Annotated in this window: 19 protein-coding genes; 11 read left to right on the plus strand and 8 right to left on the minus strand. The window is 66.0% G+C overall.

The window, feature by feature from the left end; all coding sequences use genetic code 11:
• Positions 1 to 3: 3 nt before the first annotated feature.
• Complete coding sequence (locus tag AC1DVR_RS03770; RefSeq protein WP_477999187.1) at positions 4 to 831, minus strand: phosphatase PAP2 family protein; 828 nt, start codon at positions 829 to 831, stop codon at positions 4 to 6.
• A 435-nt stretch (positions 832 to 1,266) separates the two neighbouring features.
• Here AC1DVR_RS03770 and AC1DVR_RS03775 point away from each other — a divergent pair, with 435 nt between their 5' ends.
• Positions 1,267 to 1,992: a Bax inhibitor-1/YccA family protein gene (locus tag AC1DVR_RS03775; RefSeq protein ID WP_477999188.1), complete on the plus strand. Its 726-nt coding sequence runs from the start codon at positions 1,267 to 1,269 to the stop codon at positions 1,990 to 1,992.
• A 40-nt stretch (positions 1,993 to 2,032) separates the two neighbouring features.
• Positions 2,033 to 2,800 carry a CBS domain-containing protein gene (locus AC1DVR_RS03780; protein ID WP_477999189.1) on the plus strand — a complete coding sequence of 256 codons (768 nt, stop codon included), beginning with the start codon at positions 2,033 to 2,035 and terminating at the stop codon, positions 2,798 to 2,800.
• 47 nt (positions 2,801 to 2,847) lie between these two features.
• Here the strand turns inward: AC1DVR_RS03780 and AC1DVR_RS03785 are convergent, their stop codons facing one another.
• The 4 genes from AC1DVR_RS03785 to AC1DVR_RS03800 all read right to left on the minus strand — a co-directional run bounded on the left by AC1DVR_RS03785 (position 2,848) and on the right by AC1DVR_RS03800 (position 7,593).
• Complete coding sequence (locus tag AC1DVR_RS03785) at positions 2,848 to 2,973, minus strand: hypothetical protein (RefSeq protein WP_477999190.1); 126 nt, start codon at positions 2,971 to 2,973, stop codon at positions 2,848 to 2,850.
• A 307-nt stretch (positions 2,974 to 3,280) separates the two neighbouring features.
• The gene (locus tag AC1DVR_RS03790) at positions 3,281 to 3,601 is read right to left on the minus strand and encodes a hypothetical protein (RefSeq protein WP_477999191.1); all 321 of its coding nucleotides are present in this window, start codon (positions 3,599 to 3,601) and stop codon (positions 3,281 to 3,283) included.
• Between the two features lie 199 nt (positions 3,602 to 3,800).
• Positions 3,801 to 6,485, minus strand: a complete 2,685-nt coding sequence (gene mgtA, locus AC1DVR_RS03795; RefSeq protein WP_477999192.1) for a magnesium-translocating P-type ATPase — start codon at positions 6,483 to 6,485, stop codon at positions 3,801 to 3,803.
• A 136-nt stretch (positions 6,486 to 6,621) separates the two neighbouring features.
• On the minus strand, positions 6,622 to 7,593 hold the full coding sequence (locus tag AC1DVR_RS03800; RefSeq protein ID WP_477999193.1) for a lysylphosphatidylglycerol synthase transmembrane domain-containing protein: 972 nt from the start codon (positions 7,591 to 7,593) through the stop codon (positions 6,622 to 6,624).
• Positions 7,594 to 8,010: 417 nt separating this feature from the next.
• Between AC1DVR_RS03800 and AC1DVR_RS03805 the strand changes: the two genes are divergently transcribed.
• Positions 8,011 to 8,250 (plus strand): DUF1344 domain-containing protein, encoded by a 240-nt coding sequence (locus tag AC1DVR_RS03805; protein WP_477999194.1) that lies wholly within the window; start codon positions 8,011 to 8,013, stop codon positions 8,248 to 8,250.
• Between the two features lie 76 nt (positions 8,251 to 8,326).
• Here AC1DVR_RS03805 and AC1DVR_RS03810 read toward each other — a convergent pair whose 3' ends face one another.
• On the minus strand, positions 8,327 to 9,205 hold the full coding sequence (locus AC1DVR_RS03810) for a LysR family transcriptional regulator (protein ID WP_477999195.1): 879 nt from the start codon (positions 9,203 to 9,205) through the stop codon (positions 8,327 to 8,329).
• Between the two features lie 111 nt (positions 9,206 to 9,316).
• Between AC1DVR_RS03810 and AC1DVR_RS03815 the strand changes: the two genes are divergently transcribed.
• Positions 9,317 to 10,180 (plus strand): SDR family oxidoreductase, encoded by an 864-nt coding sequence (locus AC1DVR_RS03815; protein ID WP_477999196.1) that lies wholly within the window; start codon positions 9,317 to 9,319, stop codon positions 10,178 to 10,180.
• Positions 10,181 to 10,200: 20 nt separating this feature from the next.
• Here the strand turns inward: AC1DVR_RS03815 and AC1DVR_RS03820 are convergent, their stop codons facing one another.
• Together AC1DVR_RS03820 and AC1DVR_RS03825 are read right to left on the minus strand one after the other, a co-directional pair.
• Positions 10,201 to 10,923, minus strand: coding sequence for a response regulator (locus AC1DVR_RS03820; RefSeq protein ID WP_477999197.1), 723 nt, complete (start codon positions 10,921 to 10,923; stop codon positions 10,201 to 10,203).
• An 11-nt stretch (positions 10,924 to 10,934) separates the two neighbouring features.
• Positions 10,935 to 12,176 (minus strand): GAF domain-containing sensor histidine kinase, encoded by a 1,242-nt coding sequence (locus AC1DVR_RS03825; RefSeq protein WP_477999198.1) that lies wholly within the window; start codon positions 12,174 to 12,176, stop codon positions 10,935 to 10,937.
• 281 nt (positions 12,177 to 12,457) lie between these two features.
• Here AC1DVR_RS03825 and AC1DVR_RS03830 point away from each other — a divergent pair, with 281 nt between their 5' ends.
• The 7 genes from AC1DVR_RS03830 to AC1DVR_RS03860 all read left to right on the plus strand — a co-directional run bounded on the left by AC1DVR_RS03830 (position 12,458) and on the right by AC1DVR_RS03860 (position 19,937).
• The gene (locus AC1DVR_RS03830) at positions 12,458 to 13,468 is read left to right on the plus strand and encodes a substrate-binding domain-containing protein (protein ID WP_477999199.1); all 1,011 of its coding nucleotides are present in this window, start codon (positions 12,458 to 12,460) and stop codon (positions 13,466 to 13,468) included.
• 109 nt (positions 13,469 to 13,577) lie between these two features.
• Positions 13,578 to 15,035, plus strand: coding sequence for a sugar ABC transporter ATP-binding protein (locus AC1DVR_RS03835; protein WP_477999200.1), 1,458 nt, complete (start codon positions 13,578 to 13,580; stop codon positions 15,033 to 15,035).
• The gene (locus AC1DVR_RS03840) at positions 15,032 to 15,973 is read left to right on the plus strand and encodes an ABC transporter permease (RefSeq protein ID WP_477999201.1); all 942 of its coding nucleotides are present in this window, start codon (positions 15,032 to 15,034) and stop codon (positions 15,971 to 15,973) included. The genes AC1DVR_RS03835 and AC1DVR_RS03840 overlap by 4 nt, the downstream gene beginning before the upstream one ends.
• Positions 15,970 to 16,911, plus strand: coding sequence for an ABC transporter permease (locus AC1DVR_RS03845; protein ID WP_477999202.1), 942 nt, complete (start codon positions 15,970 to 15,972; stop codon positions 16,909 to 16,911). Before AC1DVR_RS03840 ends, AC1DVR_RS03845 begins: the two co-directional genes overlap by 4 nt.
• Before the next feature lie 14 nt (positions 16,912 to 16,925).
• Positions 16,926 to 17,846: an SMP-30/gluconolactonase/LRE family protein gene (locus AC1DVR_RS03850; protein ID WP_477999203.1), complete on the plus strand. Its 921-nt coding sequence runs from the start codon at positions 16,926 to 16,928 to the stop codon at positions 17,844 to 17,846.
• 116 nt (positions 17,847 to 17,962) lie between these two features.
• Positions 17,963 to 18,268, plus strand: coding sequence for a hypothetical protein (locus AC1DVR_RS03855; protein ID WP_477999204.1), 306 nt, complete (start codon positions 17,963 to 17,965; stop codon positions 18,266 to 18,268).
• A 1-nt stretch (position 18,269) separates the two neighbouring features.
• The gene (locus tag AC1DVR_RS03860; RefSeq protein ID WP_477999205.1) at positions 18,270 to 19,937 is read left to right on the plus strand and encodes a methyl-accepting chemotaxis protein; all 1,668 of its coding nucleotides are present in this window, start codon (positions 18,270 to 18,272) and stop codon (positions 19,935 to 19,937) included.
• Positions 19,938 to 20,099 lie beyond the last annotated feature (162 nt).

Here is a 20,099-nt window from a genome sequence, read left to right on the forward strand (position 1 = left end):
GCGTCACGGCGCCGGGGCGAGTGTCCCGGCAGGCTCTGGCAGGGTTATGACAAGGCCCTGAAGATTGCGCTGATACAGGACCGTCACCGCCAAAATCGCCACAAGGGCGCAGAAGATCACCGCCCGGGAGGCGAAGCGCCGCTGCGCAAGGGTCAGCGTCGCCGAAGGCCCGAAAGCCCTGCCACGCAGCCCTTCGGTCAGGCCAATGCCGGCAAGGAGCCATAGCCCGCCGACCAGATAACCGCCCAGAACGTCGCTGAGGAAATGCTCGCCGAGGACAAGCCGACTGGCGCCCACCAAGAGGGCAGCCGTGGCACCGAAGGCTGCCGCGAGCGGCCGGGGCAGCAGCACCCTTTCGCGGATCAGCAGATAGGTCAGAAATCCGTACAGCACCGCGCTCGCCGCACTGTGGCCGCTTGGAAACGAGGCGCTGAGCTCGCGGTAGGTGGCAAACTCGGGCCTGAGCCGCGCGAAGTGGGTTTTCATCATCGTCACGGTGATCTGATTGGCCACAAGCGCCAGCCAGAGCCCCGGCAGATAAAACGTCCTGCGGTTCAGCACCATCAGCGTAGACGAGGTGGCGGCGATCAGGAAGACCACGCCCCAATAGCCAAAGGACGTGACCCAGGCGAAAAAGCGCACGACCCAAGGGCTGCGCATCTCGCGCAGGCGCTGGGCAATCTCCAGATCCAGCGGCACCATCAGGCAGCCGCTGGTGCACCCAAGCGCGAGGCTGGCCCGCCACAGGATCAGGACCCCGGTCAAGGCACACAAGGCCGCGAGGGCGATACCAAGAAGAAAGCCGCCCCTCCGACCGCCGCTGCTCTGCATCCGTCACTCCTTCTTTGCGAAACCGGCCTTGTGCGAAACCGGACCGGAAGCCACACGCGCCCGCCAGGTTCCTGAACGCGCCGCAAACGCTTGCGTCATCACAGCTGTGCCACGACGGATTCTTCGGGTGCAACGCCCGGGAAAGCAATACGTTCCCGCGCCAGTCCCTGACAGGACGTGGATGCGACCGCGGAGACCGGGGTCCATGCGGCCCGCTGGCATGGCTTGGGGCAGACCCAGGCCCTCTGGCGGCATATCCCCTTGAGCGCGGCCGCTGCCCGACTGGCCAAAGTGTTACCGTCCTCTTGATGTGGATCAATGCGTTCCCCGCCCGGCGGGGCCAGATTTCACGCTGAGCCGGGCCCTCGGGCCGTGGTGGTTGATGCCCTGCGGCGGTCAGTCTGGCCTTGGTCGCTTGGAAGAGGATGCAGAGGCATGGCCCGCGAATTCCGGCAAAATCGCTTTCCCATCGATGACCAATCCGCCTGGCAGGGCGCGCGCGTCGATCCCGGCCTGCGCCGCTACATGTTGCAGGTCTTTAACACCATGGCCGCCGGTCTCGCCGTCAGCGGGCTTGTCGGGTATCTCGCGGTGGCGAGCGGCCTCTACCAATACCTCGCCGGCACGCCCCTGATTTGGCTGGTTCTGCTGGCGCCGCTCGCGGTCGCTTTCTTCGTGAGCTGGCGGATCGAGCGGATGAGCGCGGGGGCGGCGGTGATCGCGTTCTGGCTCTATGCCGCACTCATGGGCCTGTCGCTGGCGGGGATATTTCTGGTCTACACCGGCACAGGCATCGCCCGCACCTTCTTTGTCAGCGCGGCCACCTTCGCCGCCATGAGCCTTTACGGCTATACGACCAAACGCGACCTCACACAGTTCGGCGCTTTTCTGGTCATGGGTCTGGTCGGGATCCTGCTGGCCAGCCTCGTCAATCTGCTTCTGCAGTCCACGGCGCTGCAATTCGCGATCTCGGTCATCGGGGTCGTGGTGTTCACCGGCCTGACCGCCTTCGACACGCAGCGCATCAAGGCGATCTACCTGGAAAGCGATCCGGGCGACATCTCGACCAAGAAGGCGGTGATGGGGGCCCTGACGCTGTATCTCGATTTCATCAACCTGTTCCTGATGCTGCTGCAGTTGAGTGGAGACCGGCGCAGGTAACCGGGCGGCGGCAAGGGAATGGGGCAACAAGGGGAAAAGGATGTTCGTCAAGGATGTGATGACAACGCCGGTGATCAGCATCGAGCCTTCTGCCATCGTGGCACAGGCCGCCCGTCTGATGCTGGCGCAACGGATCAGCGGCCTGCCGGTGGTGCGCCGCGACGGGGCGCTGGTCGGCGTGATCAGCGAAGGCGATCTGTTGCGCCGCAGCGAGCTTGGCACCGAGATCCAGCGGCCGCATTGGCTGGAATTTTTCGTCAGCCCCGGCAAGGCCGCGGACGAATATGTCCATGCCCATGGCCGCAAGGTGGATGAGGTGATGACGCGCGCGCCGGTGACGATCGAGCCTTCGGCCCCGCTGGAAGAGGCGGTGGAGATGATGACCCGGCAGCGCATCAAGCGGCTTCCCGTGGTCGGAGAGGGCAAGCTCGTCGGCATCCTCGCGCGCTCGGATGTGATGCGCGCCTTGGCGCGGGCGCTGCCGGGGGCCGGGGCTGTCTCCTCCGGCACGGGCACAGCCAGGGCCGTCAGCGACGCGCAGATCCGCGCCGATGTGCTTGCGGAATTTGCCAAGCAATCCTGGGGCCACAACCTGATCCGCGTCCATGTCGAGGGCGGTGTGGTCGATCTGAGCGGCACGATTCTGGACGAGCGCGAGCGCCTCGCCGCCCGCGTCGCGGCCGAGAATGTCCGCGGCGTGACCGCGGTGGTGGATCACCTTGTCTGGATCGAGCCGGTTTCCGGCATTGTCATCCTTCCGGCCGAGGACAACACGGCCGGGCTGGCCGCCGCCGCAAGCCACGGATGAGGCGATGGCGTGGAGCATGCGGCACAAGGCCTCGCTGATCGCGGTCATCAGCGCCATCGCGAGGCTGGCCGCGTCACCGCGACATCCGAAACCACCGCCCCATCGCGCACGGTCACGACCCGGTCGGTATGGGCGACAATGTCGGGTTCGTGGGTGAGGACCATGATGGTCACGCCGTGGTCGCGCTTCAGGCCTCCATGATTTCATGCGCGGTTCTGGTGTCCAGATTGCCGGTCGGCGCACTGGCGGAATGGAACAGCGGCAGCGCGACATCTTGGAGCGCGCTCGCCCGCGCCAGCAGGTTAAGACTCTGGAACCCGAGGCCCGGCTTCTGCCCGCGGCGGGAGGCAAGCTCCCGTTCGCTGGCCCTTGCGCCATTGACGCCGTTGAACAGGGAGGTGCGGCCGCCCTGGAATTCGATTAAGCGGCCGTCACGTTCCGCGACAGGACCGTGCCATCCAAGGGTAACACGATCTCAGTCTAGCCGAGATTGATCTGCGCCGCATCGTGCGCCGCCTTGCGCTGCGCAATGGTGGCCTGAGCGAAGTGGATTTGCGCCTGTGCCTCGCCATAGACGCTGAGCGCCAGGTCCGCAGCACCCCGGCTGGCCGCCTCCTGCCGGGCCAGTCTGGCGTTGCGATCCGACTTCAGCTTGGCATGGGGGAGGGTCGCCCGGTCCTTGGTCACCCTGGTGCTGAAATCATAAGACATGTCGCGCACCACGCGTGACGCACAGGTGCCGACCCTGAGGGTCAGGGTCGGGTTGACTGTCCGCGTGGCCGAGACCAACCGCGCCACCACGCCGCAGTCGACAGGAGCCGTCCTGAAGTTGACAGAAGGGCGCGTCCGCAGGGTCCACCAGCCAAGTGTGGCGGCGAGAAGCAGGATCAGTCCGACCGCGAAGAGCTACCGACCAAGGTGCACGCGGCGCCCGGCAGGCGCTGCGCGGGCAACTGCGGGCACCGGCCTCTGCGCCCCCTGCCTTTGCCCAGAGGATTGATCATTCTTGATCTTTCCGCTTCCTCGGCCCGGGCGAAAACAGATGCTCGCCGGTCTGTTGACCTTGATGTGCGTCGATCGGGCGACCTCCTGCCGCGCGACGCGGGTCCATCTGTTCGTGGCCCATCCCTTGGCGCCCTTCAAGGGGCGGCCGCAGGCTTTTGTGCGTTTCGCCCGCGGGGGCGAAATGCCGATAGAACCATGTCTTAAGGCCCTGAGTGAGGAGGAGATAGGCCGCCGTCATCCCCGCCAGCGCCAGCACCATGTGCCCCGGCAGCGGCACGAACCCGAACCACGCCCCGAAGGGGGAATAGGGCAGCCCCACCCCGACCGCCACCGCAGCAAGGGTCGTGGCGGTCAGCAGCGGATGGGGCCGGCTGCGGAAGGGCTGGCCGCGGGTGCGGATCACGAAGATGACCAGCGTCTGGGTGGCGAGCGATTCCACGAACCAGCCGGTCTGAAATATCGCCTCGCCGCCGTGGAACACCCAGATCAGGAGGCCAAAGGTCAGGTAGTCGAAAGCCGAACTCGCCGAACCGAAGACCAGCATGAAATTGCGCACGAAGCGCAGATCCCAGTGCCGGGGCCGCGCGATCATCACCTCGTCGACCCGGTCCAGCGGGATCGTGATCTCGGAGATGTAATAGATCAGGTTGTTGAGCAGGATCTGCACCGGAACCATCGGCAGGAAGGGCAGGATCACCACGGCGCCCGCCATCGAGAACATGTTGCCGAAGCTCGAACTCGTGCCCATCATCACGTATTTGAGGATGTTGGCGAAGGTCCGCCGGCCTTCGCGCACCCCTTCGGCAAGAACGCCCAGATCGTTGCGCAGCAGGATGATCGCCGCCGCCTCGCGCGCCACATCCACGGCGCCTTCGACCGACATGCCCACATCGGCCGCCCGCAGCGAGGGCGCGTCGTTGATCCCGTCGCCAAGATAGCCCACGACATGGCCCCTGCGGCGCAGGGCACGGATGATCCTGGCCTTCTGCGCCGGATTGACGCGGCAGAACAGCGTGACCTGCGCAAGGCGCGCCGACAGCGCCTCGTCCGACAGGGTGTCCAGTTCGGGGCCGGTCAGGATGCCTTTGATCGTAATCCCAAGCTCTTCGCAGACATGCTGCGTCACCCTCTCGTTGTCGCCGGTCACGACCCGGATCGCCACGCCCAGCTGCCGAAGTGCGGCCAGTGCCGCGCGCGCGCTTTCCTTTGGCGGGTCGAGGAAGGCGGCGAAGCCTGCGAAGGTCAGGTCGGCCTCGTCGGCCTTGCCGGCATGGCCGATGTCGGGCGCGACCTCGCGCCAGGCGACGCCAAGCACGCGGAACCCCGCGGCGCCAAGCTGTTCGAAGGTGGCACGCGCGAGGGCACGGGTGGTAGCGTCGAAGGGCTCCGCCTCGGTCTCGGGGCCGGACTGATACCGGGCGCACAGATCCAGCACGTCTTCGGGCGCGCCCTTGAGCACCAGAAACCGGCGGCCCGCACGTTCGGCCAGCACCGAGACGCGGCGGCGTTCGAAATCGAAAGGCACCTCGTCAATCTTCTTCCAGGCCCCGAGGTCGGCGGGCGCCCGGTCGAGGATCGCATCGTCGAGCGGGCTTTTCAGGCCGGTCTCGAAGGCCGCGTTGACATGGGCCCATTCCAGCACGCTGGTGCTGTCGGCGCCCCGGATGTCGATTTCGCGCACCAGACGGATGCGCGCCTCGGTCAGGGTGCCGGTCTTGTCGCTGCACAGCACGTCCATGCTGCCCAGATCGTGGATCGCGGGCAGGTGCTTCACGATGACATCCTTGCGCGACATCCGGATCGCCCCATGCGCCAGGGTGACCGAGACGATCATCGGCAACAGCTCTGGCGTCAGGCCGACCGCGAGGGCCATGGCAAAGAGGAACGAGTCGAGCAGCGGGCGGTGGAACAAGAGGTTGACCAGCAGCACGAAAAGCACCAGCAGGACGGTCAGCCGGACGATCATCAGACTGAAATCGCGCAGGCCGACCGCGAAGGCTGTCGGCGGTGGCTCTTGCTGCAGGCTTTGCGCGATCGCCCCGATCCGGGTATCGGCGCCGGTCGCCACCACAAGCGCCTTCGCCGTGCCGCTGACGACGGAACTGCGCATGAAGACGGCGGACGTGTCGTCGTCGCCCGGGCCATCGGCGCTTTTCTCGGCCGGGTAGGTCTCGCCGGTCAGGAGCGCCTCGTTCACGAAAAGGTCGCGGGCCGCGATCAGGCGGCAGTCGGCGGGCACCAGGCAGCCCGCCGAGAGGAGGACCACATCCCCCGGCACGAGCGCGGCGGCGGGGATATCGGTCTCAACCCCGTCACGCAGAGCGCGGACCTGCAGCGCCACGCGGTCCCGCAGCATGGCGGCGGCCGTGTCGGCGCGGCGCTCCTGCAAGAAGTCGATCAGGATCGAGACGACGACGATGGTCGTGATGATGACAAAGCTCTGCGGGTCGCGCGTCGCGGCGGACACTGCGGCGGCAAACAGCAGGATCAGGACAAGCGGGTTGCGAAACCGGGCGAGCAGGGCACCCAGCCAGCGGCTGCGCCGGGCATCCTCGATCAGATTGGGCCCGTGGACATCCGCCCGCCGGGCCGCTTCGCCCCGGGTCAGGCCGTCTTCCGATGCGCCCAAGCGCGCCAGCACCGCCGAGAGGGGGCCGCGCAAGGCGTCTGTCGGCGGCAATTGTATCTCTGTCTGGTGCGTCATTGGCAGTTTGTTCAAGGGCATCGCGGTTTCCTCGACGCGGGGGCCTGCACGGGGCGGGCAGCGCGGGGGTTCATGCCCACCTGACCGGGAGGCAGGGTGGCGGTGGGGGGTATCATGGCGTCACCTCCGACCTGATCTCACGCCGGGCCAGCCACAGACCCGGCACCATCGGCAGCCAGAACGTCATCCCGCGCAACAGCAGCGTTCCGGCGGCGGCGCTTTCCAGTGGCACCCCCAGCAGGGTCAGCATCGCCACCGAACCGGCCTCGAAAGCGCCCAGACCGCCGGGCATCGGCGCCACCGTGGCCGCAGCCGAAGCCGTCACCAAACCGGCATAGGCAACCCAGAACCCCAACTCCTGCCCCACGGCGCGAAAGATCAGCCAGAGCGTCAGGGCATCCAGAAGGAAGATCATGCCCTGCAGGGCCCAGGTCCGCAGCAGAAGTCCGGGGTCGCGCAGCAGATCGGTCGGCGCCTCGGCCAGCGTGTCCAGAAGTGCGGTCATGCCGCGCGACTGCAACAGGCGCACGGCACGCAGCCGGTCCCGCCAGCGCCGCAACAGAAGGACCGAAGCCGGAATGGCAATGGAGATCAGGGTCAGCACGGCCGTGGCGCCCAGGGCAGCCGGGTCCGCGTGGTGATACCAGGCAAGAACCGCAAGCCCGCCCAGCGTCGCCGTGATATAGGCCGCGAAGGCCGAAACCATGGCGGCGAGCATGACCGCCATGGCGGCTGGCCCCGGCAGTCCGCGCCGCCGCAGGCCCTCCATCATCAGAAGCGCGCCGCCGATCCCGCCGCTTGGCATCGCCTGATCGGTGAAGAGCTTCGCCACGCTCAGCGGCAGCAACGAGGCCCAGCTTCGGGCATGGCCGGCGCGCAGCGTGGCCACATGCCAGACGGCGGCCTCGCAACCATAGGTCGCCGTCTGCGCCAGCAGCGCGAGCAGCAGCCATTCCGGGCGGGCGGCCTCGGCCAGCGAGGTGAATTCCGTCACCTCGCCGAGGTGAAGGACAACGACGACGAACCCGAAGAAACAGAGGAGCCCAAAGCCCCAGGCGACGATCAGGGCGCGCTTCGATGTCAAAGCCGCGTCGTCGCGCCTTGCGGAAGGCCCGCTGGGTGGCTTTTGCGCCGGTAAAGGCGGTTCCATGGCCGAAGCGCCCCTTCTGCTGTTCCTGACTGGCGTCTCTGCCGATCCATCATCTCCGGTGGCCGGAGGGGCGGCAACTGACGTGATGCCGCAGAGGCGCGGTGACGGCGCCGGAAGGATGTCCTGTGGCGTCATGTTCGATCCCCCCGGCCTTTGCGCCCCGAGATGCGGCCGGATGGCCCTTGCAGGATGGCTTGGGGCAAGGGCGCGCTTTTGGGAATGATGTACGTCAATGCAAACCCAATGGGCGCAGCACAGGCGGTCGCGGTCGGGAAACGTCGATGTGTCACGGGGCGCGAGTCAAATTCCAAGCCAAGAAAGAGCTAAATCACGAAGAAGATCCTGGCCCCCATGGCTGCCTTCGCGCTGCTTGCTGGCACCGGCCTTGCATCCGCTGCGGCAGCCACCGTTACCGGCACGATCAAGTCGACGGACGCGGCCGCGCATACCCTCACCCTTGACACCGGCGTCGTCTACGTCGTCCCCGCCACCATCGTTATGTCGAAGATGAAGGCGGATGAGGAGGTGGAGGTCGTGTTCGACGTGAAGGTCAGCAAGAACGAGGCAACGAAGGTCACGCCCGCCAAATAGGCGCGATCAGGGTGGCGGGCGGTTTTCGGGCCGCCCGCCCGGCTTTGTTTCCCGGCATCAGTCTTTTCAGGTTCGGCTACCCCGCCAGCCCGGCGACCAGCGCGTCAAACACCAGGCTGACGCGGCGCACATGGCGCAGGTTCTCATGGGTGACCACCCAGGTTTCCTGCCCAAGGCGAAAGTCATCGGCCAGAACCGGCACAAGGTCGGGGTCGCGCCGGGCGATGGCGGTCTGGCAGACGCCGATCCCGATTCCGGCCCGGATGGCCGCCAACTGCCCGAGGTCACTGTCCGTCCGATAGGCGAAATCTCCGGGTTGCAGCGTCAGCCCCTGGGCGCGCAGGGCGGCGATCGTCGCCGTTTCGGTCTGGAACCCGATCAGCGCATGACCCTTCAGATCGGCCAGAGTTTGCGGCACCCCATGACGGGCGATATAGCTGCTGTGGGCGTGCAAGCCGTAGGAAATGCGCCCCACGGCCTTGGCCACCAGGGCGCCTTGCGCCGGGCACACCATGCGCAGCGCCACGTCGGCCTCGTGGCGCAAGAGATCGGCCTGGGCATTGGATAGGTCCATCTCGATGACAAGCCCGGGGTGACGCGCGCGCAAGGGCGCCAAAAGCCGGGGAAGCACCTCGACCCCCATAACCTCGCTGGCTGAGATTCTCACCACGCCCGCCGCCGCACCCGCCTCGGCCGAGGCGGTGCGGCCGAAAGCCTCCGCTGCGCGGGCCATGGTCAGGGCATGGGTCTGCAGATCAAGCGCGATGGCGGTGGGCAAAAGACCTGTGGGCGAGCGGGTGAAGAGAACCACGCCATGCGCGGCCTCCAGATCCTCGATCCGGCGGCGGATGGTGGGTTGCGCCAGGCCCAGGGCGCGGGCTGCGGCCGAGAGGCTGCCTTCGCGCAGGACGGCGAGAAAGGCGCGCTGGTGTTCCCAGTCGATCGGTTGGCTCATAAGATTTATACTAGTCGGCTGGAAGATATTGTCAATTTTATGCCAGGCGTGCAGCTGCGATGGTCCGGGGGTGCTGCGAGACAGCAAGCTAACCCTTGAAAAGAGACTGCAATGATCCTTTTGTCAGGTGCCACCGGCGCGGTGGGTTTTGAAATCGCCCAACGCCTTTCATCGGCGGGCATTCCGGCCCGCGCCATTGCCCGCAGTTCTGCCGCAGCCGCCAAGCTGGCCGCCTTGCCGCAGATCACGCCCGTGCTGGCCGACCTGGACGATCCGGCCTCGCTGGTCCCTGCGATGCAGGGCATCACCCGGGCATTCCTGTTGACCAATTCGACCGAGCGGGCCGAGGCGCAGCAAGGCGCCTTTGTCACCGCCGCGGCCCGCGCCGGGGTGGGGCATATCGTCAAACTTTCGCAACTGCACGCCGATGCGGCCTCGCCCGTGCGTTTCCTGCGCTATCACGCCGCGGTCGAGCAGGCGATCCGGCAGAGCGGGATGGAATACACCTTCCTGCGCCCGAACCTCTTCATGCAGGGGTTCCTCGCGATGGCGCCGATGGTCCGCGCCAAGGGGATGATCGTCGCGCCAATCGGTGCGGCAAGGATCAGTCTGGTCGATCTGCGCGACATCGCCGCCCTGGGTTTCGCCGCGCTGACGGAGCAGGGCCATGTCGGCAAGGTTCATGACATCACCGGGCCGGAAGCGTTGAGCCATGCCGAGATTGCGGCCTCCATCGCGGCCCTCACCGGCCAGAAGGTCCAATTCGCCCGGATCCCGGCGGAGGCGATGCTGCAGGCCGTGTTGGACATGGGCCTTCCGCAGTGGCAGGCCGAAGGGCTGATCGAGGATTACGCCCATTACGACCGGAGCGAGGCGGCAGAGGTCAGCCCGGATGTGGCCGCCGTCACCGGTCGCGCCCCGATCAGCTTCGGTCAGTTCCTGGCCGATCACCGGGCGGTTTTCACCCCGCACTGAGGCCCGGGCCCCAAGGGGGCCTAACGCCCGCGCATCCAGTGCTGCAGCTCGGCCTCGGCCTTTTCCAGCGCGCCGTAGTTCAGCAGTTTGCGCAGCATGGCCACGGTCACCGCCCTGGCGCGCAGGTTGTAAGGGCTGTCGTCGCGCGGGCTGTCGGGGGAGGGGTGGACGTCCAGCTTGCTGTAGATCTGCTGCAGACGGTTCTGTACCGACCGCAGCGACAGATGGCGGCGTTCGGAGATCACGCGGTCGGTCATGCCAAGGGCAATGTCCATCAGGATCTCGTATTCGGAATCGCTGAACCCCGAGGTCTGGGCGAAGCTGCGCTGCTGCATGCCGCGCACCTCGTTGTCGATCACGCATTGGTTCTCGATGAAAATGCTGCGCAGCGCCAGTTTCAGCCGCTCTTCCGAAGTGGATTTCAGCACATAGCCATAGGCCGCGCCATTGGGCACGATCCGGCTGACGCCGCGCACATAGGCCTCGTCGGCGTAGTTCGACCAGAAAAGGATGCGGGTGTCGGGCCGCTCGCGCCAGATCGTGCGGGCCGCCTCGATGCCGTTGCGGGCGTTCATCTGCAGGTCCATGACGATGAAGGCGGAACGGTGGGCGCGCGCCAGGATCTCGCCCTGCTGGCCGTTTTCGGCCTCGTGGATGGTGAGGCTTTCCGGCAAGGCGGCACTGACCTGCTCGCGCAGGAAAGAACGGTGCAGCGGGTCATCCTCGACGATCAGCACTTCCATGTCCGTCCTCTTCATTCTGCGATGGCCTGCAGGCCCGGTTGCGACGCCAGCGGCAGCACGATGCCCACGCTGGTGCCGCCGCCACCGATCCCTGTCGCCAGCGTGCAGCGCGCCGAGATCAGGCGCGCCCTTGTCTTCATGTTGTCGATGCCGCTGCCGATCCGGGTGCGCTTCTTGGTGATCCCCTTGCCATCGTCGCTGACGACAAGGGAAATCTGCCCCGCGATCGCCGCCAGCTGCACCGAGATCCGCCGCGCCTCGCCGTGGCTCACGGCATTGTTGATCGCCTCTTGTGCGATCCGGTAAAGCGCGATGCTGACCTGGGGTTCCAGGGCATCGAAAGCCCCTCCGGAATCGTCCTTCAACGTCCAGTGGATGCCCTGACCCGAGTCGCGGATCGCCCGGTCCAAGTGGTGTTCGATGGCATGGCAGAAGCCGAAGAGTTGCAGCAATGAGGGCTTGGCCTGTTCGATGATCTGCCGCAGATCCTGCATGCAAAGGTGCAGTCCCCGGGTGATCGGCTCCACCGCCTCGGCCGGCGCCGTGCCCTCGTGCGGAAGCCGTTCCAGAAGGCGGGTCAGCCGTGTCAGGTCGGCCAAGGTCTGGTCGTGCAGATCCATGCCGATGCGCTGGCGCTCGCTTTCCAAAGCTTCGGTCAGCTTCAGGGCACCCAGCCGCAGGCCCTCCTCGCGGGCGCGGGCCTCGGCCTCGATGATGGCGGAACGCTGCGCCTGTTCAGAGGCGCGCAGGGCGTAGAAATAGGGCGAGAGGAGATCGGCGATATAGCGGGCATTGCGGACATCCTCCGCCCCATAGGCCCCGGCGCGCTGCAAAGAGGCGCTGAAAGCGCCGATCACCTCGCCATGCACCATCATCGGCACATGGATGCGGGCGCGCAATCCGTGGTCGTGGATCGGCTTGTAAAACCCGCCGACGAACTGAAAACGCGGGTCGGTGCAGGCATCCTCGGTCAGAATATGGTCGACCGCGCCCTGCAGCAGCGCGCGGATTGGGCTGTTGGCGATGGGGGCATGGGGCTGCTTGCCCCAATCCGTCTCGATCCCGCTTTCATAGGCAGTGTGAAACAGCCCGTCGGCGCGCAGGATGCAGACATCCAGATGATCATGCGGCAGGATCTGCGCGATCTCGGTCGAGACCGCCTGGATCGCCGACTGGAAATCCAGCTGCCCCGCCAGAAGGCGCGAAATGCTGAACAGGTGGTCCAGCAAGGCCGTCGGGGATGTGTCGACCATCTTGCTATCCTCTGGGGCGTCTACCGCCGCACCTGCGGATCATGGCAGACAAGCCGCGGCGAGCCTACTGCTGCCGGTGCAAAGCGCTTGCGGGAACCCGCAGATTTTTGGGGGAAACCCGCAAATCCCCTGCCTGAAAAACCCTATACAGACTGGCCCTTCTGACCCATCCTGTTGGGACTGAGTGGAGGAACCTCAGCTTCAAGACAAGCAGAAAGCGGCCACCCGGCAGGGAAAGGCCATTACGGCTGCCTGCGCGCAGCACACCTAGGGAGAGAGACATGAATACCAGAACGATATTGCTGGCCTCGGCCACAATTCTTGCCGTGGCCATGCCCGCCTTGGCCGATACTTCCGCTAAAAAGATTGCCTTCTCCAACAATTACGCTGGAAACTCGTGGCGTCAGGCCATGCTGACCAGCTGGGAGAAAATCACCGGCGCGGCCGTGAAATCCGGGGTCGTCGCTTCCGCAGACGCCTTCACCACCGCTGAAAACCAGGCGACCGAGCAGGCTGCCCAGATCCAGAACATGATTCTGCAGGGCTACGATGCCATCGTGATCAACGCAGCCTCGCCCACGGCGCTGAACGGTGCGGTGAAAGAGGCCTGCGATGCGGGGATCACCGTCGTCTCCTTCGACGGCATCGTGACCGAGCCCTGCGCCTGGCGCATCGCGGTGAACTTCAAGGAAATGGGTCGCAGCCAGGTCGAATACCTCGCCGGCGTTCTGCCCAAGGGCGGCAATCTGCTGGAGATCCGCGGTCTGGCCGGTGTTTCGGTCGATGACGAGATCTCCGCCGGGATTGCCGCAGGTGTGGCTCAGTTCCCGCAGTTCAAGATCGTGGGTTCGGTCCATGGCGACTGGGCGCAGGACGTGGCGCAGAAGGCCGTGGCCGGCATCCTGCCCTCGCTGCCGGAAATCGTCGGGGTCGTGACGCAAGGCGGCGACGGCTATGGCGCGGCCCAGGCGATTGCCGCCACCGACCGCAAGATGCCGACCATCATCATGGGCAACCGTGAGGACGAGCTGAAGTGGTGGAAAGAGCAGAAGGACGCCAATGGCTACACCACCATGTCGGTGTCGATCGCGCCCGGCGTCTCGACCCTGGCCTTCTGGGTGGCGCAGCAAATTCTGGATGGCAAGACGGTGCCGAAGGATCTGACCGTGCCCTTCCTGCGCATCGACCAGGACAACCTTGAAGCCAACCTGGCCAAGACCCAGGCCGGCGGCGTGGCCAATGTCGAATACAGCCAGGAAGACGCGATCGCCGTGATCGCCGCCACCAAATAACCCGAACCCTCGTCGGCACGGGGTCTGCGCGCCCCGTGCCGGCAAACGAACCTGCCCCTTGCCCTCTCAGGGGGCAGGTTTCATTACCCCTGACAGACGGAAAGCCGCCATGACCCCGCCCATTCCCCTTCTGGAAGTCGCCAATGCCGCGGTGCGCTTTGGCGAAGTGCGGGCGCTGGACGGCGTGTCGCTGGCGGTGCTGCCGGGCGAGTGCATCGGTCTGGTCGGCCACAACGGCGCGGGCAAGTCGACCATCGTTTCGGTGATCAACGGCGGCCTGACCCCGCATCAGGGCGAGATCTTCAGCGACGGCACGCGGCTCCTCCCCTACGGGATCGGCGTGGCGCGCAGCCGGGGTCTGCGCTGCGTGTTTCAGGAACTGTCGCTTTGCCCGAACCTCAGCATCATCGAAAACACCCGCATCATGCACCGCAGCCTCGGCGGCATTGGCTGGCGCGCCCGGGCTGCGGGCATCATCGCCGCCAGCCTTGATACGGTCTTTCCGGGGCACGGCATTGATGTTTCCGGCCAGGTCGGCGCCTTGTCGATCGCCCAGCGCCAGATGGTCGAGATTGCGATGGCCTTTTCCGACCCCGGCCAGCCGCCGCGCCTTGTGATCCTGGACGAGCCCACCTCTTCGCTGGATGCGGGTCTTGCCGCCCAGCTTTTGGCCCATGTCCGGCGCTTTGTCGCGGCAGGCGGGGCGGTGATCCTGATCTCGCACATGCTGAACGAAATTCTCGATACCGCCAGCCGGATCGTGGTGATGAAGGACGGCAAGATCGTCGCCGAACGCGGGGCCGGTGGCTTTGACCACGCCGGTCTGGTCGAGGCGATGGGCAGCGCCTCCGCCCATCAGGCCGGGGCCCGCCGCAGCAGCCCCGCGACCGAGCCGGTTCTGGACTTGGCCTTGCCGCAGGGCCTGCCCTTCCGGGCCTGCAAGGGCGAGGTCGTGGGCCTCGCCGGTCTGGGCGGCCATGGCCAGACCCGAACGCTGCTGGCGCTGTTCGATCGCCACAGCCCGCAATGGTGGCCCCGCCGCGACCCTGCCGTGACCTTTGTCGCCGGAGACCGTCGCGAGAACGGCATTTTCGAGCTGTGGAGCATTCTGAAGAACATGACCGTGGCTTCCTTGGGGGATCTGTCGCGGTGGGGTCTGCTGCAGGAGGCCGCCGAGGCCAAGCGCGGCGCCGAATGGAAGGCCCGCATCGAGATCCGCACCCCCGACATGGAAAACAAGATCCTGTCGCTGTCGGGCGGCAACCAGCAGAAGGTGCTCTTTGCCCGCGCCCTTTCCACCCGCGCGCCTGTCGTGCTCATGGACGACCCGATGCGCGGCGTCGATGTCGGCACCAAGCGCGAGGTCTACGGCATGATCCGCGCCGAGGCCGAGGCGGGACGCACCTTTGTCTGGTACTCGACCGAGATGGAAGAAATGCAGCTCTGTGACCGCGTCTACGTCTTTCGCAACGGCGCCATCGTCGAGGAACTGACCGGCGACGCAATCAGCGAACAGAACATCCTGCGCGCCTCGTTCGAGGGCGCGGCCCAGGGAGCGGCCGCATGAGAATTTCGACCGACGCCCTGCGTCTCGCCGTCCCGGTGGCCTCGCTTTTGCTGCTTCTGGCCGGCGTCTTCTACCTGCAACCCCGCGCGATGAGCTACAATGGCCTCAACCTGTTGTTCAACCTTGCGGTGCCGATCGCTTTGGCCACCATCGCTCAGATGCTGATCATGGCGGTCAATGATCTGGACCTGTCGATGGGCACCTTCGTCAGCTTCGTCGCCTGCGTGGCGGCGACCTATCTGCATGACACGCCGCTGCTGGGGGCCGCGATCCTGCTCGGCGCCATCGCGGTCTATGCGGTGATGGGGGTGATCATCTACTTGCGCGACCTGCCCTCCATCGTGGTGACCCTGGGGATGAGCTTTGTCTGGGCGGGTCTGGCCGTGCTGCTTCTGCCGGCGCCCGGGGGCACGGCGCCGGAATGGGCGCGGGCGGTGATGACCTCCAAACCACCCATGGTGCCGATGGCGATTGTCGCCAGCGTGATCCTGGCGGTCTTCGCGCATCTCCTGATCATGCGGTCTTCCTTCGGGGTGCTGATCCGTGGGGTGGGCGGCAATCAACGCTCGGTGAGCCGCGCCGGATGGTCGATCGTGGCCGCACGGGCGGGGGCCTATGCCCTTGCCGCCAGCTTTGCCGTCGCGGCGGGCATCTGCCTTGTCGGCCTGACCACCAGTGCCGATGCCAATATCGCCCTGCGCTACACGCTTCTGTCGATTGCCGGGGTGATCCTTGGCGGCGGTGAGTTCACCGGAGGGCGCATCTCACCCGTGGGCGCGGTCATCGGCGCACTGACCCTGACGCTGGCGGGGTCCTTCCTGTCCTTCCTGCGCATCTCGCCGGATTGGCAGATCGGGGCGCAGGGCGCGATCCTGATCATCGTGCTGGCCTTGCGGCTGTCGCTGAACCTTCTGGAAAGCAAAGGCGGTCGGGCATGAAGGCGCTGTTTGCAAAGCCCTGGGTCTGGTCCTTTGTCGCAGCCCTCGCGGTGTGGTTGGCGACGATTGCCGTCACGCGAGGCGCCTCGACCGTGGGCCTGTCGCAGGCAGCCCTGACCTTTGCCGCCTTTTCCGTGCTGGTGGGCATCGGCCAGATGTTCGTGATCACGCTGGGCCCCGGCAACATCGACCTGTCGGTGCCGGCCACCATGACCCTGGCCGGGACGGTTTCGCTGAAATTCATGGACGGCCAGAACGATCTGATCCTGCAGGGGCTCGCCATCGCCCTTGCGGTTGGCGTCGCGGTCGGCATGCTGAACTATGCCCTGATCAAGGCGCTGCGCATCCCGCCGATCATCGCCACCCTGTCGATGAGCTTCATCGTGCAATCCGCCGCGATCTGGACCAACCGCGGTTTGCGGATCAAGCCGCCCCCCGTGCTGGCCGATTTCACGACGCTGACCACCTTTGGCATCCCGAACATCGCTTTGGTGGCGCTGCTGGTTTCGCTCGTGGCCTGGGTCCTCTTGCACCGCACGCCTTATGGCCGCTGGATCGCCGCCATCGGCCAAAGCCTGGCCGCGGCGCGGATGGCGGGCATCGCGGTGGACGGCATGCGCTTCGTGACCTACCTCCTCTGCGCCGTGCTGGCCGCGGCCTGCGGCTATCTGCTCGCCTGTTTCTCGGGCGGGGCGGCGCTCAACATGGGGACCGAGTACCTGTTGATGTCGATTGCCGTCGTGGTGATCGGCGGCACCGCCGTCGCAGGCGGCAACAGCAATGTGCCGGGCATCTGGGGCGCCTCGCTTTTCATGTTTCTGGTCGTGTCGATGCTGAACACCTATGGCCTTGGTGCCGGGGTGCGGCTGATCATGACCGGAGTCATCATCATCACCGTGATCTTGCTGGCCAGTGGCCGCAAAATCGGCGCCCGCTAGGACAAGGTATTGCCATGACTGCCCCGCTGTTTCAGATCGACGACCCGGAATTTTCGCGCCTCATCGTGGGCTCCGCGGCGCTGGAGGTGCTTCATACCGGGTGCCGCTGGGCGGAAGGCCCGGTCTGGTTCGACGACATGCAGTGCCTGTTGTGGAGCGATATTCCCAACCAGCGCATCCTGCGCTGGGCCGCCGACAGCGCGGGGGGCGGCAGCGTGACCACCTTCCGCCAGCCCTCGAATTTCTCCAACGGCCAGACGCGCGACCGGCAGGGCCGCCTGGTCACCTGCGAGCACGGATTGCGCCGCGTGACCCGGACCGAGGCGAACGGCAGCCTCACCGTCCTGGCGGACAGCTTTCAGGGCAAGCGCCTGAATTCGCCCAATGATGTGGTGGTGCATTCGGATGGCAGCATCTGGTTCACCGATCCGACCTACGGCATTCTCTCCGACTACGAGGGGTATCGCGGCGCGCCCGAGCAGCCCGTCCACGGCGTCTACCGGGTGGATGGCACCACGGGCGACATCACCCTCGTGGCGGATGATTTCTGCCAACCCAACGGGCTTGCGTTCTCGCCGGATGAGCGGGTGCTTTATATCGCGGATTCCGGGGCGAGCCATGACGGCAGCAAACCCCGGCACATCCGAGCCTTTGACTTGGACGAGGGCAAACTGACCAGGGACCGCGAATTTGCCGTGATCGACGCGGGCATCCCCGACGGCATCCGCAGCGATCTTGCCGGCAACCTGTGGTCCTCGGCCGCGGATGGCGTGCACTGCTTTGCCCCGGACGGCCACCGATTGGGCAAGATCCTGGTGCCCGAGACCGTCGCCAACCTGACCTTCGGCGGGCCGCGTCGCAACCGGCTGTTCATCACCGCCACATCCTCGCTTTACGCGATCTATGTCACCACCACCGGTGCGCAGCAGCCCTGACGGGGCCGACCTGCGGCGCGCCTCGCAAGGCGTCACACGGGGGGGCATGGCCGGCGCCCGTTAAAGCTACGTTCAATCTTTTGCCGTAAAGCTGGGGCGGAAGAAGGAACCCGCCCATGTCCGTCTATTCCGGCCCGCTCATCATTGCCGTTTTGGGAATGGCCACTCTGACCGGTTTGACCTTCGGGCCAAATGCGCAGTCACGTCAAATCGCCGTCCTGATCCCGCCCTGGCAGGTGGACGGGCTGAGCCGCGCGGCCGCGACCGGGCTCGCGATCATCGCCATGCATTGGCAGCGGCATGTCATTATCCTCGACACCGGGGGCGACCCCGGCGCCCTGGTGCGGCTGCGGCGTCAGGGACTGTGGCTGTTCGATGCAACCGGCACCAGCTTGTGCGGAACCTCAAAGGCAAGGATTTGACATGATCGTGACAATTGGCGATCTGCGGACACGCGCGCTTTCATATGCCGTCATCCTGCTCTGGGCCCATGTGCCATTGCTGGCTGCCCTGGGCTATGTCCTGAACGAGGACGGTTTGAGCTGTGCGGCCTTGCTGGCCGTCATTGCCGGCCTTGTCACCCTGCAGGTGCGGCGTCACGGTGCGGCGCTTTCGGTGCAGATGTCTGCGGCGGCCGGGCTTGCCGTTGCGGTTTCGGCGATCGTCTATCTGCTGCGCGGCCATGCCTGGCAGGCCGACAGCCACATGATCTTCTTTGCCGCCTTTGCGCTGACGGCGGTCTTTTGCGACTGGCGCCCCATCGTGACCTATGCGGCTGTGATCGCCGTTCATCATCTGGTGCTGAATTTCACCTTCACCGAAGCGATCTTCCCGGGGGAGGCCTCGGTTGGGCGGGTGATGCTGCATGCCTTCGTCCTCGTGGTGGAGGCCGTGCCCCTGATCTGGCTTTCCACTGTGCTGGGCCAGTTGTTCGCTTCTTCCGACGCCCTGGTGCGCGAGGCGCGGACCGCTCAGCAAGACGCGACGAGTGTCGCCGAAGCCCAGACCGCCGAGCGCATGGCCCTGGGGCAGGTGGTGAAATCCCTCGGCGGCGGGTTGAAGGATCTGTCGTCCGGCAATCTGACCCAGCCGATCGTGGCGGAATTTGCGCCGGACTATGAGCCGCTGCGCCGCGATTTCAACGCCGCGCTGGAAACCCTGTCGGGGACCATCATCCAGGTGATCGATTCCTCGCAAAGCATTCACGCCCGCTCGACCGAGATCAGCGGCGCGTCCGAGGATTTGTCCCGCCGCACCGAAAACCAGGCCGCGGCGCTGGAACAAACGGCGGCTGCGCTGGATGAGCTGACCAGTTCGGTCAAGCTGGCCGCCGATGGGGCGCGCGAAGTCGAAAGCATCGTGCGTGACGCGCAATGCAAGGCCGAGGAAAGCAAGCTCGTGGTGGAAGCCGCGGTGTCGGCCATGTCCGAGATCGAAACCTCATCGCAGCAGATTTCGCAGATCATCGGCTCGATCGACGATATCGCGTTTCAGACCAACCTTCTGGCGCTGAATGCCGGCGTGGAGGCCGCGCGCGCCGGCGATGCGGGCCGGGGCTTTGCCGTCGTTGCCTCCGAAGTGCGGGCGCTGGCGCAACGGTCGTCCGAGGCCGCGAAGGAGATCAAGAAACTGATCGGCGACTCTGCCCGGCAAGTCAGCCGCGGGGTCGATCAGGTTGGCAAGGCCGGCGACGCGCTGCACAACATGCTGGGCTCGGTCATCGGAATCTCCTCGCTCGTCTCCAACATCGCCGCGGCTGCCAGCGAACAATCCACCGGGCTGGACGAGATCAACCTGGGTGTGACGCAGCTTGATCAGGTGACCCAGCAAAATGCCGCGATGGTGGAGGAAACCACGGCGGCCAGCCTGTCCCTGCGCACGGACGCGTCCGGACTTGCCGAGATCGTTTCGATGTTCAAGGTTCCGCGCAAGGCCGCGCAGCCTGGCCGCAAAGCACCCGCCGCTGATCCGCGCGGCCGGCAGGGGACGGCGGTGGCTGCTCCGGAAGCAGGTGAGTTTTCCATCCTGCAGGACCTTCAACCCGCCAAAGCGGCCGGGGCGGGTCGAAGCCCGAAATGGCAGAATTTCTGAGGGCCAAAGATCTGCGAAACCAGCCTGCCGGTTGTCCCGACAGGCTATTGGTTCCTCCAAGGCTCAGTTCCGGCGCGGCTTTGCGGCCCCGCAGGGAGGCCCTTGCTTCTAAGGCCAGGCAAACGATGCCAGAACGGAGATCCGCCGGGCGCTGGGCCGTGA

It is taken from the genome of Rhodobacter sp. P2_H5, from assembly GCF_056403335.1.